Raw genomic sequence first — 16,184 nt, forward strand, 5'->3', positions numbered from 1 at the left:
CTTGTATCAGCCTTTTCGGAAAGGGGTATAGTTTTTCAACAGATCAATATCGCCTTCCACATGCGCACGCTCGCTGGCGAGGTAGCGGGCAACAGCATCGCGAAATCCCTGATCCCTGATCCAGTGCGCTGAATAGGTCGGCACCGGCTCATAACCGCGCGCCAGCTTATGCTCTCCTTGCGCGCCGGCTTCAACACGCTGCAACCCATGCTTGATGGCATAATCAATGGCCTGATAATAACAGACTTCAAAATGAAGATTAGGAATGTGCGCCGTACACCCCCAATAACGGCCATATAATGTGTCACCACCGATCATGTTGAGGGCACCGGCAATATACTGGCCGTCTTTCCTGGCCATGATCATCAGCACGTTCTCGGCCATTCTCTCGACAAGCAACTGGAAGAAGGTGCGTGTCAGGTAAGGCGTCCCCCATTTGCGCGCGCCCGTGTCCTGATAGAAAACCCAGAACTGATCCATATGGTGTTCCTGAATTTCAGCGCCGGTCAGCCATTCTATCTCAACCCCGGCATCCATGACGGAGCTGCGTTCCTTGCGCAGGTTCTTGCGCTTGCGCGAGGCAAGCGTATCGAGAAACGCATCAAATGACTGATAATGCCTGTTCTGGAAATGAAACTGCTGACCCATCCGTTTCAGATAGCCGCTGGCCTCCAGCAGGTCTGTTTGTTCAGGGGTTGTGAAATTCAGGTGCAGGGAAGAAACCTGATAGCGCTCCGCGATCTGGGTGGCCGCATTGGCAAGGACAGTTGCATCTTCTCCGTTTTCAGCCAGAAGGCGTGGCCCGGGCACGGGGGTGAATGGCACAGCGGATAACAGTTTCGGGTAGTAATTCCCGCCCGCGCGTTCATAGGCATCGGCCCAGGCGTGGTCGAAGATATACTCTCCTTGGCTGTGCCCTTTGAAGTACAGCGGCATTGCCGCCACCAGCCTGTCGTTCTTCTCCACAAGAATGTGGCACGGAGCCCATCCTTTCTCAGGGTCGACCGAGCCCGAAAGCTCCAGGGCCTCGAGAAAGTCGAAGGATAGAAACGGATGAAATGCATCTGTCGCCTTGCTGGCAAGAACATTCCAGCTCTCACGCGGCACATCTGCCATCGCTGCGACGGTTTCTATGCGATATTCTGAATTACTGCCATCGGCCATATTGCCGAGTATAGGGCGTCACGCCGATGCTGACAGTATCGTGGGATTGATTTTTGAGTTATTTTCGGCACATCTTCAGGTTGTGAACAGGGGAGATAGAATGGCCATCCGTTTATTTTTTGCTACGTTGATCGTTATGCTGGCCGCAGGCTGCATCACGGTTAATCGCAAGCCAATGAATGCAACACCTGACTGGGAGGACACGCAAATCTGCAAGCCGGAAACAAACGTGCCTGACGCGCCATGGGCAGATGGCAAAGTCCAGCAAATTCCGATTATCAGAAGCGGCGCGGACCCCCGGCGCTGCTCGGTCAAACCCATGACCATCGCCGTGCGCTATCAGGGGGCTTTTCGCCAGATCTATGGCGAAGAGGGCAGTACCGTGCCTGATCGCAGCACCATTGATCCGTCACTGGCCATCGACCCTGTCATCTTTCACTTGCGGGCACAGGCCGAAAAGTGGGCTGCAGAAAACGCGCCGCGTGATGGTGCCCCGCAAGAGCCGTTCAAATTGCTGGTATTCGGACATGGCGGCATGGTCAGCCATGAGGGCGCGTTACGCAATGCCGAAGCACTCGCCCCGATGATGTTGCGTGACGGCTACCAGCCACTTTTCCTGATCTGGAATTCAGACTTCAAACTGACTTATGCAGATAGTCTTTGCTGTGTGCGCAAGGGTAGCCGCGACACGATTGGTGACAGCTATTTCATCACCTCACGGCTTATCCGTGATATCGGGGGAGGGATTTTCCGCAGTCCGGAAGTGTTCGGCGATCAGCAGATACGCTGGAACCAGAGTGTTATTCAGCGCAAAGGGACGGAGTATTACCTGACCGCAGATCGCCTGCAACGTGCCTGTGACGAACTCGCTTACAATGGGAATAGCCGCCCAGATCTGAATCGTTGCATGAAACAGCGCATCTCCCTTCCGTTCATGACGCCTGAAACGGACCTTGTGTTCGATACACCTGAGGAAGAACGTCAGTTCGACCTGATCATCAACGATCAGGTTTATAGGGTCGGCCAGAAAGAACTTCAGTATTCTGCACTGTTTCCCGTACGGTTCCTGACCTCCATGATCGGGCCTGATGTAGGCACAAGGGCGTGGGATAATATGGTCCGCCGTACACGCCTTGCTTTTGAGGTGGATGTGCGCGACCCGGCTTATGATGCCTATATAGAAGAACAGTCTTATGCAGGATTTGTACAGGCATTCTCACCTGTCAGCGGGGCGGGGTGCGGTGAATTGACCCGGCAGGCTTCCATGCGTCTGGATCGGCAGAAGTCTGAATCAGGTGGCCGTTTGCGGGACAAGGACCGTGTGACCGGAGGTTTTGCGCTGTTCTTTGATCGTCTTAATTGCGAGCTTCAGCTTGGCAATGGCGGGTTCCTGATCGATGGAGAACGCATTCCGGTGGAGGTTCACTATTATGGCCACTCCATGGGGGCGCTGGTGGGCAACGAACTCCTGTGGCGTTATGCTGAATTACCCTGGAAGAAAGTCGTTTATATGGGCGGGGCGTCAACGATCCGTGATTTCCGCACGTTGGCGGCCCCCACAATTCGCGAAAAAGAGATCGAGTTTCATAATCTCAGTCTGCATCCTATTGCTGAGTCACGCGAATTGTATCTTGGTGGCGTGCCGCCACAGGGTAGCCTTTTGGAATGGATTGACGAGCTGTTTGAAGATCCGCGCTCGGCAGACCAGCGAACACTGGGCAAGTGGACCAATATCGAGAAGATGTTACCTGCACTGGATGAGGAGCTGAAAGCACATATGCATTTCCGGGTGTTTCCGAAACAGGCCAATATGCTTGAGGCGCGCTCTGACCTTGAGCGGGCCGCCTATGACCGCGAATGTTCCCCCGAGCCAGGATTTGGCAACCCGGCCGGGATGCCCATCCGCTGCCACCCGACAAAGCATGGGGAGTTCAATATCTTCTCGTTCTGGCGGGATGCCTATTTGACCGGATTTCCTGCTCAATAGTTGCGCTTAAAGATAATCCTTAGCTTTAGATAAATTCAGGATAGGGATTATTTTTTGTTTTTAGGGAGCATATCAACGAAGCGCTGGAACAGGTAATAGCTGTCTTGCGGGCCAGGGCTGGCTTCCGGATGGTGTTGAACGGAGAAGGCAGGCGCATCTTTCAATGCGATGCCGGAGTTGCTGCCATCAAAAAGAGATGTATGCGTCTGCTCCACATTATCGGGCAGGGTTGTCTCGTCGACCGTGAAGCCGTGGTTCATGGAGACAATTTCGACTTTGCCGGTTGTGTGATCCTTGACAGGGTGGTTGGCGCCATGATGGCCTTGCAGCATTTTCCTGGTGGAAGCCCCGACGGCAAGTGCCAGCATCTGATGGCCAAGGCAAATGCCAAGAAGGGGCATTTTATGTTCAATCAGCTGACGGATTACGGGTACGGCGTACTGTCCCGTCGCTGCCGGGTCACCTGGTCCATTTGAGAGGACAACACCATCAGGCGCAAGCTCCATGATGTCATCAAAACTTGCCTGTGCCGGCACGACACTCACACGGCAATTCTCCGTCGAGAGAAGACGGAGGATGTTGCGTTTTACGCCAAAGTCCATGACCACTACATGCGGTGCTTCCGGGTCATCCTGCTTGCCATAGCCTTCACCCCATTTCCAGGCGGTCTGTTCAACACTGTAGCTTTTCACAGTCGTCACATCACGGGCAAGGTCAGAGCCCTCAAGGCCGCGCCACTCCGCTGCCTGGGCCTGCAGTGTGCTGATGTCGAAATTGCCCGCAGGGTCATGGGCAATCACGCCATGCGGCATTCCCTGTTCCCGGATTCGGGCCGTTAGCGCTCTGGTATCGATACCGGCGAGGCCGACGATACCTCGGCGCTTCATCCATCCGGGCAGGTCAATCTGTGCACGGTAGTTTGATGGCGTTGTAACTGGCGCGCGCACGATGGCGCCGCGGGCGGCCGTTGATGCTGCATCGGAGATATTTTCTATATCTTCGGGGTTCACGCCAACATTGCCGATATGCGGGAAAGTGAAGGTGATGATCTGTCCGGCATAGGACGGATCTGTCAGTATTTCCTGATAGCCGGTCATGGCGGTGTTGAAGCAGACTTCGCCGACAACAGCGCCGGTTGCCCCGAATCCCCGTCCTTCAAACACAGTACCATCTGAAAGTACCAGCAATCCCGTCGTTACAGTTGATTTATCATTCTCTTGACACAGGCGCATAGAGGTCTAGTTTCCGTCTTTCGCTTGGCGTTCCGGGGCATTGCAGGTTGCAACAATCCGGGAGGCGCAAGGCATGTGCAGGTTTAAGTTGGTGGCACGCAAATTGCGCGGAAACTAGTTGAAAGCACAAACAGGGTCAAGAAAAGCACGGACTCAAACTTTACGGATAAAATTTTACCCCGGCAAAAACCGGGCTGATACCGGTGTTGAGACAATCCACCGGTCTGGAAGGAGCATCGCATGTTGTGCGACCGGATAAATGAAGAACTGAAGACAGCCATGAAAGCCCGCGAAGGGAAGATAAAGATTGGCACGCTGCGTTTGATGAACGCCGCGATCAAGGACAAGGATATTGCAGCCCGTTCAGAAGATCGTTGCTCAGGTCTGACCGATGAAGAAGTGCTCGCGGTTCTGACCAAGATGGTCAAACAGCGTGAAGATTCAGCCAAGACCTATGAGGACGCAGGGCGCATCGAACTGGCCGAGCAGGAGCGTGCCGAGATCGAAGTGATTCGCGCCTTCCTGCCGCGTCAGCTCGACGAAGCCGAAATCGATAAGGCTGTTCAGGATGTCATCAGTGAACTGGAAGCCGATGGCCTGAAAGACATGGGCAAGTGCATGGGGGCCCTGAAGGGCAAATATGCCGGCGCAATGGATTTCGGCACAGCAGGGGCGAAGTTGAAGAAGGCGCTCGCGGGCTGATTAGTCGCGAAATGGTATTTCTTGTCTACAGAGCGCCTGCTGTTATCTGACAGATATATAGCATATTCTGCTGGGCCTTGGGGAAAAGGTCACGCCCCCAAGACAAGGGTCTGTAAGATGCGGTTTTTTTGACAAACGTGTCGGGATAGCACGGTGGGAGGCAAAGCGACCTGAGGCTAGCTTTTTAATCCGCCGTCGTCAGATACCCATAGATCGCCCGGGCGAGGGACTTGGTAAACATCTCGGGCGGCAGAGCCAGAACAGCGGCGGGACCTTCCTTTGGATAAAGTCCGTATTCGCTGATACCAACATTCAGCAAGTAAAGGGTCATCGCGGCAGCCTCGTTGATATCAGGTCTTTGAATTTCTTCGGCAAAAAGGCGGAGCAACTGCGCATAGCCGGCGGCACTGACAGCGAGTAGATCATCCCATTCTTCACCGACGAGATCAGGTCTGGTTCGGGCGTGAATGAAAGCCGCTCTCAGCAGGTTTGCGTCCTTCTCAAGGAAGCGCCAAGCCAGCCGGGTCATTTCCTGAAGGGCAGGGAAAAGACCTGCCTGTATATCCGGCTCAAGGTGATTCGCCGGATCGGCGGCGAAGGCTTCAATCCGTTTTTTATAAGCCTCGAGGATGAGTGGGATGAAGGCGTCCTTGTTCTCGAAGCGGCGATAGATCGCGCCCACTGAGACACCTGCCTTGTCGGCAATCTCGGCGACACTGATGTTTTCAAACGCTTTTTCTTTCAGCAATGCCTCAAAAGCAGCCACGATTTTATTGCGTGTCTGGATTGAGCGCGACTGCAATGCAGTTTTTTCACCTTGTCCTGCCACCTTTTTGCCCCTATATGTGAACGTGAATTCGCATTCACATTATATATTTTCCGTTATCAGTTAAAGCACAACAAGGAAGGCACACAAGAATGAAGGAAATGCTTCTCTCATTGGACCTAGAATGGCCGCTTATTATCCCGGCGATCATGATTGTTGGGTATCTGATCTATGCCTGGTGGGAAAACGCGACTCGCACAGCAGAGGCGGACAGGGAAAGCCGATTGCCGATTTACAACGATACAATGCTGTGGCTTTGGGGCCTGGCAGCAGCCTGCATGTTCGGGTGGCTCATCAGTGGGCGCACACTGGTGGAATTGGGGCTGACCGCAACCGAACCAGGCTGGCGCAGTTGGGCCGCATGGGGCGCCGTCGGGTTGGGGAGTGCCTATATGGCGTATTCAATAATTGCTCCCGCAGTTTCGACACGGTTGCGGCAGCAGATACGCACGCAGTTAAATGCGCTCGACATTGATTTCATGCGCCCCCGAACCACTGCTGAGCATCGACGCTTCAAACTGCTGTCTGTCACGGCTGGCATCACAGAAGAAATAATTTTCCGCGGTTTCCTGATCTCAGTTCTGGCGCTGTATATGCCTCTTGTTGCTGCAGCTCTGACAGCAATTGTATTGTTCGGCTGCGGGCATTTCTATCAGGGTGTTGCAGGGGTTATCCGCACAGCACTGATCGGGGGCTTCCTGACGGTGGTGTATCTGACCGGCGGCTCTCTCTGGCCTGCGATCATCCTCCACATACTAATGGACCTTGCCGCAGGTGCCCAGTTTCAGATCATTAATGCTTTTGACGAAAAGGATTCGGTAGCAGATGGTGCCGAAGTATAGGTTGCCGGCTGGTGAAACAGGTTTCGCCAGTCACGCCTCATCAGGCGTCGCAATTACACAGACTGGCTGGCTGTTGGGGAGAATCGCTCATTGAAGCGAATCACATCTGTGCGTAGTTTATCAACATGCCCCGATTTTCACCTGACTTTCTGGACGAATTGCGCGCGCGCCTGCGTGCCTCCGATGTGATCGGGCGCTATGTGAAATTGCAGAAAAAGGGCCGGGAATGGTGCGGCCTGTCGCCCTTCACCAATGAGAAGACACCCAGCTTTTACGTGAATGACGAGAAGGCTCGGTATTTCGACTTCTCCTCCGGCAAGAGCGGCGACATTGTTGGCTTCCTCATGGATGGCCAGAAGCTGACATTCGTTGAGGCTGTGACGCGGCTTGCTGAAGAAGCGGGTATGGAACTGCCGCAGGATTCCCCGCAGGAGCGGGAGCGCGAGCAGAAAAGCAAGGGCGTGATTGAGGCATGTGAAGCCGCCGCCGGTTTTTTTGCCAGCAGCCTGAAGCGGCTTGAGGGGCGCAAGGCGCGCGATTATCTGGAGTTGCGTCAGGTGCCGGTTGAATTGCAGGGGACATTCCATATTGGTTACGCGCCAGCCAGTCGCTCGGCCCTGAAAGACTATCTTATCAACAAGAATTTCTCCCCGGCCTTGCTGGTGGAGGCGGGCCTTTTGATTCAGCCCGAAGACGGTGGCAGCCCTTATGACCGTTTTCGCGACCGCCTGATGTTTCCAATCGTGGACGGGCGTGGGCGCGTTATCGCGTTCGGGGGACGTGCACTGGAAAAAAATGTTCAGGCCAAATATCTGAACTCACCGGAAACGCCGGTCTTCCATAAAGGTCATGTTCTTTACAATTACATGCAAGCGAGACGTTTTGCGGCAGATTTGCCCAAGGAGACCGGTCACCCGCTGATTGTCTGCGAGGGCTATATGGATGTCATCGCGCTGGCTGGTGCGGGATTTGGTAATGCGGTCGCGCCGCTCGGTACCGCCCTGACGGAGAGCCATATCAAACTTCTCTGGCGCGCCTGTGACGAGCCAGTTTTGTGTTTCGATGGTGACAGGGCAGGCCGGCAGGCAGCACATCGCTCTATTGATCGTGTATTGCCGGAATTGAAGCCCGGCAAATCTCTGCGTTTTGCGTTCATGCCGGAGGGGCAGGATCCGGATGATTTTCTCAAGGAGAAAGGGGCGGCGGCGTTTCAGGAGATTCTGGATGCCGCCCAGCCCCTCGCGGATGTTCTATGGGATCGAGAAAAAGATGCGCGCGCCCTTAATACGCCCGAACGTGTTGCGGCCTTTCGCAGTCACTTGCGCACCCTCGTCAAGGGCATCACGGATAAGGATGTCCGCAACGCCTATGGCAATTATTTTCTGGAGCGCCTGACACCGCCGGGTGGTGCAGCCGCGTCCCGACAATCAGCGATGCCGTATCGCAAAGGGATGCCGGGAAAAAAATTTCCGTTCCAGCCACCGGCCACAGCCAGCCCGGCACTGAAGTCCCAGCGTACAGGGCCGAGGAATACAGTCTGGAACCGGGAAGCGCTGCTGGTGCTGACATTGCTGAACCATCCCGAGCTTTTTGAACGTCTGGAAGAAAAAATACTTGATCTTCAACTCGGAGAAGCACAGCTTTCCAGCCTGTTGCAGCAGATTATCATGACAATCAGCAGCCATCAGGAACTTGACAGAGAGGCCCTTGCACTCCACATCTCAAAAGTTGCGACGTGCCAGGGCGTTATGGAGCTATTGCTGAACAATCAGCAGCTCAAACTTACAAGATTTGCCGGCACAAGCGCGACTTTGGATGAAGCAGAAAAAGGGTGGCTGGACACGCTGGCTCTACAGTTGCATCACGGCAGGCTCTTTGCAGAAGAGTCTGAAGCAGCTTCTGAGGCTTATCGCGACGAGACTGCCGAGCACAGGTGGCGTGCGCTGCATTACCATCGGCAGGCCATTCTCGCGCCAGAAGCCAATAATGAGGCAAATGCGGCTGAGAGCAAAACCAAAGTCGGGAATTTGTAAGAAAATTGCTATTTGAAGGTACCAGGCTGCGGCACGCGGCCGGTGTCGGCATCAGGACAAACGGATAACTTTGCATGAGCACAACGAAAAAAAAGACAGAACAGCAGACGGATGCGCCGATCATCGACATGTCCGATGCGTCTGTCAAAAAGATGGTCGCAGCGGCTAAAAAGCGTGGCTACATCACCTACGACGAAATAAATTCTGTTCTTCCGTCAGAAGAATTCACGTCCGAGCAGATTGAAGACGTGATGGCAAAACTCTCAGGCATGGGCATCAACATTGTCGATGCGGAAGAAGTTGAAGACGAGGAAGATGACAAGCCCCAGGGTGGGGCGCTCGCCAAGAAAGCCGGCACCCAGACTGTCACGACAAATACAAAGGAAGGTTCCGATCGCACCGACGATCCCGTCCGCATGTATCTGCGTGAGATGGGCAGCGTGGAACTGCTTTCGCGTGAAGGTGAGATCGCCATTGCCAAGCGCATTGAGGCAGGCCGCGAAACCATGATCCGCGCGCTATGTGAAAGTTCGCTGACCTTTGAAGCGATCACAGTATGGCGCGATGAATTGATGCAAGGCCGGGTATTACTGCGCGACATCATCGACCTTGATGCCACTTATGGCGGTGGCCCCGAAACCAAGCCGGATATGACCAAGCCGGAAGTCGCCGAAAAAATTCACAAGGAGCAGGAAGAGCGCGAGCAGGAAATCGCCGATCGCCGGGCCAATGGTGAATATGTCGAGGATGATGAGGAAGACATCGACGAGGGCGCACTTTCTCTCTCCGCCATGGAGGCGGAACTGCGCGACGGCGTGATGGTTAGCTTTGACGATATTGCCGGTGACTTCAAGAAACTGCGCCGTCTTCAGGACATCATGATTGAGGAGCAGCTGAAAGGTGATGACCTGTCACCTTCGCAAACGCGCCGTCACAAAAAACTTCAAAAAGATATTGTTGAACGTGTGCGCGCCGTTCGCCTGCACAATCACCGGATTGAAGCACTGGTTGAGCAGCTATATGAAATCAATCGCAACCTGATGGCTTTTGAGGGCAAATTGGTGCGACTTGCTGATACCCATGGCGTCAACCGGCAGGAATTCCTGAACGAATATCTGGGCAATGAACTTGACCCCGAATGGCTGGAGCGTGTGAGTGCCAAAGAAGGACGCGGCTGGACCAGCTTTACCACCAAGGGCCGTGACCAGATTGATTATCTGCGTGAGCAGATTGGTCTGCTCTCACAGGAGACTGGCCTGACAGTCAATGATTTCCGCCGGATTGTGCAAACTGTTCAAAAAGGTGAGCGCGAGGCGCGCATCGCCAAGAAGGAAATGGTCGAAGCAAACCTGCGTCTCGTGATCTCCATTGCCAAAAAATATACCAACCGTGGGCTGCAATTCCTGGACCTTATCCAGGAGGGCAATATCGGGCTCATGAAAGCGGTGGACAAATTTGAATATCGCCGGGGGTACAAGTTCTCGACATACGCAACCTGGTGGATCAGGCAGGCTATTACGAGGTCGATTGCGGATCAGGCGCGCACGATCCGTATTCCAGTACACATGATTGAGACGATCAACAAGATTGTCCGTACATCCCGCCAGATACTGCATGAAATTGGACGTGAACCCACACCTGAAGAGTTGGCAGAAAAATTATCCATGCCGCTTGAGAAGGTCCGCAAGGTGATGAAAATCGCCAAAGAGCCGATCTCTCTGGAAACGCCGATTGGCGACGAAGAAGATTCGCACCTTGGTGACTTTATTGAAGACAAAAATGCAATACTGCCGATTGATGCAGCGATCCAGTCCAATCTGCGCGAGACAACGACGCGCGTTCTGGCGTCTCTTACGCCGCGTGAGGAACGCGTTCTACGGATGCGTTTTGGAATTGGCATGAATACGGATCATACGCTTGAGGAAGTTGGCCAGCAGTTCTCTGTTACCAGAGAGCGCATTCGCCAGATCGAAGCCAAAGCTCTGCGCAAGCTGAAACATCCAAGCAGGTCACGCAAATTGCGGAGTTTCCTGGATAACTAGTATCAACGCAGCATGACGGGCATTAAAAAACGCGGGAAAATTTTCCCGCGTTTTTTGATTCTTTCTTGTAGGGACGCCTGAGCGTCAGCAGCAGCTTGCCGCACCAGCAGTGTCCGCAGCGTCTGTGGCATACGGCATATCTGTACCGCAACCTTCAAAGATTCCGTAATGCGTATCCCAGGTGCCGATAAAGTCGAAATAATCTGCAAAGCGGGATTCTTTCAACATACGGTAAGTGTTGCCACAAACCGGGAAAACCTTGCCAGGCTCAATCAGGTGATGGGCATCCAGCTCAAAAAGATTCTCTGAGTGTTCCAACTTGCCGTTATAAATAACCGCCTGGCCGTAATCTTCGCAGGCAGGTTCAAGTGAATCAATGTTGAACAGGCGGTAGGTGGCGGAGAAGAATCTGGCCTGTCCCAGTTTTTCGATCAGTTTGGGGTGTTCAATCGCCAGTGGTCGATCGGTGACAAGGCGAGGGTCAGCAAAACCGGCATTCTTGGACAGATTGACGAAGTCATTCCAGTACAGCGCGCCGCCAAGGCACTCGCCATACAGGACAGGATCATTCTTGATCTCGTCTGTCAGCCGACGGTCAGCATAAACGTCCGAGAAGAAGAATTCACCACCCGGCTTGAGCAGGCGACGAACACCTTCCAACACCGCTGGCTTGTCTGTTGAGAGATTGATCACGCAATTCGACACCACAACATCAAAACTGCCCGGCTCGAGGTCAAGCTCATCCAGTTTTTCAATATACCCTTTCAGGAAGGTCGTGTTCTGGTAGCCAAATTTCTCTGCGTGCCAGTCCTGATTGTTGATCGCCACTTCCAGTTGTTCGTCAGTCATATCAACGCCGACAACATGGCCTTCCGGGCCAACCAGCTGGGCAAGGGCATAAACATCACGGCCAGAGCCAGAGCCAAGGTCCAAGACGCGGGCACCTTTCAGCGAGAGTGGTGCGATCAGGCCGCAGCCATAGTACTTTGCCATGACTTCATCGCTGATATTAGACAGCAGGTTCTTGTGAAACCCCGGGATATCCTCAACGGTACAACAGGCGTCAGTCTTCAGATCTTCTGATGTGGACAGCACCTTGCCATAATACTCGCGCACAATTTGCTCGTTCATGAGATATCCTTCTCTCCAAATTCTAGCGTGTACAATTAAAGCTGTTTCACCCCGTAGCAAGGAAAAAAGGGCACGTTGCATTATAACATGTTCGCGAGGCAGGGCCGGACCATCCAAAACGCCACGGGTGCCAGCAATTTCAGGCTATTTGCGGTCAAATTAGCGTCCAAATGTCTCTATCTATTGAACTTTTCTGAATGTGACTGGCATTTCCCGACGAGATTGATTATGTACCTCTCGACGATAATGCTGCACTGCGAAAGGGCTTCTCCATGCTCCTCAATATGCTCAAGGCCAAGATACACCGGGCCACGATAACGATGACCGACCTGCACTATGAGGGCTCGATTGCGATCGACAAGGATATCCTCGATGCCGCCGGCATCTACCCCTATGAGCACGTGGATATTTGGAATGTCACCAATGGCCAGAGACTGGCGACATATGCGATTGAAGGGGAGCGCGGTTCAGGCTGTTTCATGCTCAACGGCGCTGCGGCACGGCTTGCCGAACCCGGCGACAAGGTGATCATTGCCGCTTTCGCACAGATAGAAGCTGAAGAAGCGGCGAACTATCACCCGACCGTGGTGTTGATGGAAGATGACAACTCCATTCAGAAAATTATCTGAATTGATTGTCTGCACCGTTGCTAAATCCGCCTAATTGGGGCCTATTCACATAAGTTTTTATCGTGAGGGCACCAAAAAAATGAAAAATCTACTCAAATCCGGCCTGATAAGCAGTGTTGCTGCACTGGCACTTGTCGCCTGTGAGACAACAGGCACGACTGGCACATCAGCGAGCGCCGCGAAATCAGTGACGATGGTGGCACCCTCGCCATCTGCCGAGAATATCGAGCGTCATATTACATATCTCGCGGATGATGCGTTACAGGGCCGTGAAGCTGGCACTGAAGGTTATCAGCAAGCTGCAGATTATGTTGCCGATGAGCTGAAAAAGCTGGGCCTCGAGCCTGCTGGTGATGATGGTAGCTGGTTCCAGCAAGTCCCGCTCCGGTCAACCAAACGCGATATGGATGGCGCTTTCATGTCATTGTCACGCGATGGCGCCACACAGGAGCTCGCCCATCTGGATGACTATATCATCGGCTTTCCTGCCAATGGGAAAACCGATGAGATTGCCGCCGATCTGGTATTTGTCGGGTACGGCCTGCAGGCCCCGGAATTTGGCATAGATGACTATGCAGGTGTCAATGTGGAGGGCAAGATCGTGGTTGTCCTGCTGGGTGTTTCGGCAGATATGCCGAGCGAAGAGGCTGCACACTATAATTCAACGCGCACACGCCGCCTGACGGCGGAAGCTAATGGCGCCGTTGGTATGATTTCGGTTTATGACAAGTCATCTGCACAAAGATTTCCATGGGACCGTGTCAAGCTGAGTGCTGATCGGGCAAGCATGAGCTGGGTCAAGAAGGACGGCACGACGTTCACGCCTGCGCCCGGTATTCGCGTGACTGCAACCATGTCTCCGGAACAAGGAGCCATGCTCTTTGAGGGGGCAGAAATGTCCTATGCAGATATTCTTGCCATGACGGATGAAGGGGACACACGGCCTCCCGCTTTTGTGCTTGATGGCAAGGCCAAGCTGAAATCAGCTGCGGTTAGTGAAGATGTGTCCAGCCCGAATGTTGTTGCCATCTTGCCGGGCAGTGATCCGGACCTGAAAGATGAATATGTACTGCTGTCAGCCCACCTTGATCATACAGGCCAGCGTGAGAGTGACGATCCGGACGCTGATACCATCAACAATGGCGCACTCGACAATGCTTCGGGTATTGCAACAACGCTGGAAGCGACCCGGATGCTCGCATCCCTCGCGGAAGCCGGCAAGTTGCGACGCTCAGTTGTGGTGACGGCGGTTACCGCAGAAGAAAAAGGCCTTCTTGGTTCTGAATACTATGCAAACTACCCGACAGTGCCGCTGGACTCCATCGTGGCCAATGTCAATCTTGATATGCCGATCATCACCTATCCCTTTGTTGATGTGATTGCTTTTGGTGCTGACCATTCTTCACTCGGCGAAACGGTGCGTGAAGCGGCCGCGAAGATGGATCTGGAATTGATCCCTGACCCCATTCCACAGCTTTCCATCTTCACGCGCTCGGACCATTACCGGTTTGTACAGCAGGGTATTCCGGCTGTTTTCCTGTTCCTTGGTTTCGGCAATGGTGGGGAACAGCAGTTCAATGATTTCATGAACAATCGCTACCACCGCCCTGGCGACGATCTTGAGCAGGCTTTGGACTTCGAGCAGGGTGCCCGTTTCTCAAAGCTGAATTATCTCGTGGCAAAATCTATCGCTAACGCAGATGAGCGCCCGACTTGGAATGAAGGTAACTTCTTTGGCGAGCTGTTCAGTAAAGACTGAACAGCAAGTCCGCTTCAGTAGAGAAAGCGTTCTGTGACGCCCAGACCTTTAGGGCTTTTGAACTCCACAGTGTTCCGCTTCTTTTTGATATCGAAGGAAGCGGTCACAAAGGCTGTGTACTCGCGTGCAGTCACAGTATCGAGACCGATCAGATCAGCGTGGACGCGCTCTTTCGTAACGGTTAGGTCGATATATCCATGATGCTGCGGATCATAATACCGAACGCAGTCATTATCCTTGGTGATCAGCAGGGCAAAATCCTTGGTGCCTTCGCCAAGAAAAGCTTCAACTGTCTCTGATGTGATCGAGGTCGTGCCAAGTTCGACACCCATTTTCTGTTTGCCATCGGTGTAAAGATCATTGACCCAAAATTCATGTGCGTCACCTGTCAGCACGACAAGGTCATTGATACCGTTCTGGGCGAGGCGATCATAAAATCGCTCCCTCGCGAAGGGGTAGCCGCCCCATGTGTCAATATAAAGGGGCAAGCCGAAGGCTGAGTTGCGTACAAAATCACGAATACCAGCCCAGGCAGGTTCGATAGTCTGCATCATTTCTTCGGATGCATAAGGCGTCAGATCAGGACTGCGCACATCTGCCATCAGGATCTGGTTTGCTACAAAACGCCAAGGCTGCCCTTGGGTTTTTGATGCTTTCAGGGCGTCGATGACAAAATCCAGTTGTGCATCGCCCAAAAGGTAGCGATCATCAGTGCCGACCACGTTCTCCATGAAGTCATCAACATCCTGTTGGGAGCTGAAATCAGGCGAGTAGGCGTCGATATCTATCTGCTCGGCTCGCGCGGTCAGTCTGGTTTCGATACTGACCAAGGTCAGCAGGTCGCCCCAGCTATAGGACTTGTAAAGTGCTTCGCGGCTTCTGCCAGGTTCCGGATCCCGCAAGGGCATCCATTCATAATAGGCCTGCATGGCGGCACGCCGACGCGCTGCCCAGTCGCCTTCATCAAGCTGGTGATTCTCTGCGCCACCTTCCCAGGAATTATTGGCAACCTCGTGATCATCCCAGATGTGGATTGTCGGATGAGCAGCGTGCATTGCTTGCAGGGCTGCATCGGTTTTGTACTGTGCATGGCGCTGGCGATAGTCATCCAGTGTCAGGACTTCATGATCGGGTTCGTGCAGGCGACCAATCTCCCGGCCAGTTTCGCTGCCATATCCATCTGTGCCATACTCGTAGAAATAATCTCCGAGATGGATGACAGCATCGAAAGTTTCGTCCCGCGCGATATGGTCATATGCGTTGAAAAAACCATGCTGCCAGTTGGAGCAGGAGACCACAGCAAATCGAACCTTTTCAATGCTGGCCGAGGGGAGTGTTCGGGTGCTCCCTAATGGAGAGGTCGTGCCATTGGAAGTGAAGCGATAATAATAGTTTCTGCCTGGCTCAAGACCAGTTGCGTTGTGCTTGACGGTCCAGTCTTTTGCTGCGGTCGTAGACAGGTCAAAGACCTTACGGTCCGTGCTGAAGTTGGAGTCTGTTGAAAGTTCCAACGTCACGGGCGCTACGGGTATTTCTGTACCTTCCGTTATCGTTATACGGGTCCATAAAACAATGCTGGTGGAGGCGGGGTCACCGCTGGCCACCCCATGCCTGAAAAGCCCGTCAGCTTTTGTTGAGGGAGACGTGTAACTCTCGTGCCTGTATTCATTGGCACATCCTGCGGCTCCAATAGCGACTGTGCCCAGCAATGCCTGACGGCGTGATACTTTGACCATTTTCCCCTCGCGTTTTTAGCACACCATAAAAGCTGCCTGCCATAATGTAAAAAGAACTCTCACGCTTTCGTCGGCCAGGCGTGTTCATATGGAGATTGCAA

General features: G+C 53.4%; 12 protein-coding genes. 7 read left to right on the forward strand and 5 right to left on the reverse strand.

From position 1 onward, the window contains the following. Positions 1–6: 6 nt before the first annotated feature. Positions 7–1,164 carry a GNAT family N-acetyltransferase gene (locus RAL90_RS06150; protein WP_306253645.1) on the reverse strand — a complete coding sequence of 386 codons (1,158 nt, stop codon included), beginning with the start codon at positions 1,162–1,164 and terminating at the stop codon, positions 7–9. A gap of 100 nt (positions 1,165–1,264) precedes the next feature. Between RAL90_RS06150 and RAL90_RS06155 the strand changes: the two genes are divergently transcribed. Beyond that, a complete protein-coding gene (locus RAL90_RS06155) occupies positions 1,265–3,151 on the forward strand; it encodes a hypothetical protein (protein ID WP_306253646.1) in 1,887 nt (628 codons plus the stop codon). A 47-nt stretch (positions 3,152–3,198) separates the two neighbouring features. Here RAL90_RS06155 and carA read toward each other — a convergent pair whose 3' ends face one another. Continuing rightward, entirely contained in the window at positions 3,199–4,383 is a 1,185-nt protein-coding gene (carA, locus tag RAL90_RS06160; protein WP_306253647.1) for a glutamine-hydrolyzing carbamoyl-phosphate synthase small subunit, read from the reverse strand. Between the two features lie 240 nt (positions 4,384–4,623). Between carA and RAL90_RS06165 the strand changes: the two genes are divergently transcribed. Further along, on the forward strand, positions 4,624–5,085 hold the full coding sequence (locus tag RAL90_RS06165) for a GatB/YqeY domain-containing protein (RefSeq protein WP_306253648.1): 462 nt from the start codon (positions 4,624–4,626) through the stop codon (positions 5,083–5,085). A 184-nt stretch (positions 5,086–5,269) separates the two neighbouring features. On the opposite strand, the gene RAL90_RS06170 is transcribed toward RAL90_RS06165, so the two are convergent. After that, positions 5,270–5,914: a TetR/AcrR family transcriptional regulator gene (locus RAL90_RS06170; RefSeq protein WP_306253649.1), complete on the reverse strand. Its 645-nt coding sequence runs from the start codon at positions 5,912–5,914 to the stop codon at positions 5,270–5,272. Between the two features lie 89 nt (positions 5,915–6,003). On the opposite strand from RAL90_RS06170, the gene RAL90_RS06175 reads away from it, so the two are divergent. The 3 genes from RAL90_RS06175 (at position 6,004) to rpoD (ending at position 10,828) form a co-directional block, all read left to right on the forward strand. Continuing rightward, complete coding sequence (locus tag RAL90_RS06175) at positions 6,004–6,753, forward strand: CPBP family intramembrane glutamic endopeptidase (protein WP_306253650.1); 750 nt, start codon at positions 6,004–6,006, stop codon at positions 6,751–6,753. Positions 6,754–6,878: 125 nt separating this feature from the next. Further along, a complete protein-coding gene (gene dnaG, locus RAL90_RS06180) occupies positions 6,879–8,786 on the forward strand; it encodes a DNA primase (RefSeq protein WP_306253651.1) in 1,908 nt (635 codons plus the stop codon). Between the two features lie 74 nt (positions 8,787–8,860). Beyond that, positions 8,861–10,828, forward strand: coding sequence for an RNA polymerase sigma factor RpoD (gene rpoD / locus RAL90_RS06185; protein WP_306253652.1), 1,968 nt, complete (start codon positions 8,861–8,863; stop codon positions 10,826–10,828). 84 nt (positions 10,829–10,912) lie between these two features. Here rpoD and RAL90_RS06190 read toward each other — a convergent pair whose 3' ends face one another. Then, a complete protein-coding gene (locus tag RAL90_RS06190; protein WP_306253653.1) occupies positions 10,913–11,959 on the reverse strand; it encodes a methyltransferase domain-containing protein in 1,047 nt (348 codons plus the stop codon). Positions 11,960–12,231: 272 nt separating this feature from the next. On the opposite strand from RAL90_RS06190, the gene panD reads away from it, so the two are divergent. Then, a complete protein-coding gene (panD, locus tag RAL90_RS06195) occupies positions 12,232–12,588 on the forward strand; it encodes an aspartate 1-decarboxylase (RefSeq protein WP_306253655.1) in 357 nt (118 codons plus the stop codon). A gap of 79 nt (positions 12,589–12,667) precedes the next feature. Next, a complete protein-coding gene (locus tag RAL90_RS06200) occupies positions 12,668–14,347 on the forward strand; it encodes a M28 family metallopeptidase (protein ID WP_306253656.1) in 1,680 nt (559 codons plus the stop codon). Between the two features lie 14 nt (positions 14,348–14,361). On the opposite strand, the gene RAL90_RS06205 is transcribed toward RAL90_RS06200, so the two are convergent. After that, positions 14,362–16,083, reverse strand: coding sequence for an alkaline phosphatase (locus tag RAL90_RS06205; protein WP_306253657.1), 1,722 nt, complete (start codon positions 16,081–16,083; stop codon positions 14,362–14,364). Positions 16,084–16,184: the final 101 nt, after the last annotated feature.

The sequence above is a fragment of the Parvularcula sp. IMCC14364 genome (assembly GCF_030758415.1).
Classification (GTDB): Bacteria; Pseudomonadota; Alphaproteobacteria; order Caulobacterales; family Parvularculaceae; genus Aquisalinus.

Coding starts and splice junctions, on each gene's coding strand:
- carA (WP_306253647.1), bottom strand. CDS start 4,383: ATGCGCCTGTGTCAAGAGAATGATAAATCAACTGTAACGACGGGATTG.
- RAL90_RS06150 (WP_306253645.1), bottom strand. CDS start 1,164: ATGGCCGATGGCAGTAATTCAGAATATCGCATAGAAACCGTCGCAGCG.
- rpoD (WP_306253652.1), top strand. CDS start 8,861: ATGAGCACAACGAAAAAAAAGACAGAACAGCAGACGGATGCGCCGATC.
- RAL90_RS06165 (WP_306253648.1), top strand. CDS start 4,624: ATGTTGTGCGACCGGATAAATGAAGAACTGAAGACAGCCATGAAAGCC.
- RAL90_RS06175 (WP_306253650.1), top strand. CDS start 6,004: ATGAAGGAAATGCTTCTCTCATTGGACCTAGAATGGCCGCTTATTATC.
- dnaG (WP_306253651.1), top strand. CDS start 6,879: ATGCCCCGATTTTCACCTGACTTTCTGGACGAATTGCGCGCGCGCCTG.
- panD (WP_306253655.1), top strand. CDS start 12,232: ATGCTCCTCAATATGCTCAAGGCCAAGATACACCGGGCCACGATAACG.
- RAL90_RS06200 (WP_306253656.1), top strand. CDS start 12,668: ATGAAAAATCTACTCAAATCCGGCCTGATAAGCAGTGTTGCTGCACTG.
- RAL90_RS06155 (WP_306253646.1), top strand. CDS start 1,265: ATGGCCATCCGTTTATTTTTTGCTACGTTGATCGTTATGCTGGCCGCA.
- RAL90_RS06190 (WP_306253653.1), bottom strand. CDS start 11,959: ATGAACGAGCAAATTGTGCGCGAGTATTATGGCAAGGTGCTGTCCACA.
- RAL90_RS06205 (WP_306253657.1), bottom strand. CDS start 16,083: ATGGTCAAAGTATCACGCCGTCAGGCATTGCTGGGCACAGTCGCTATT.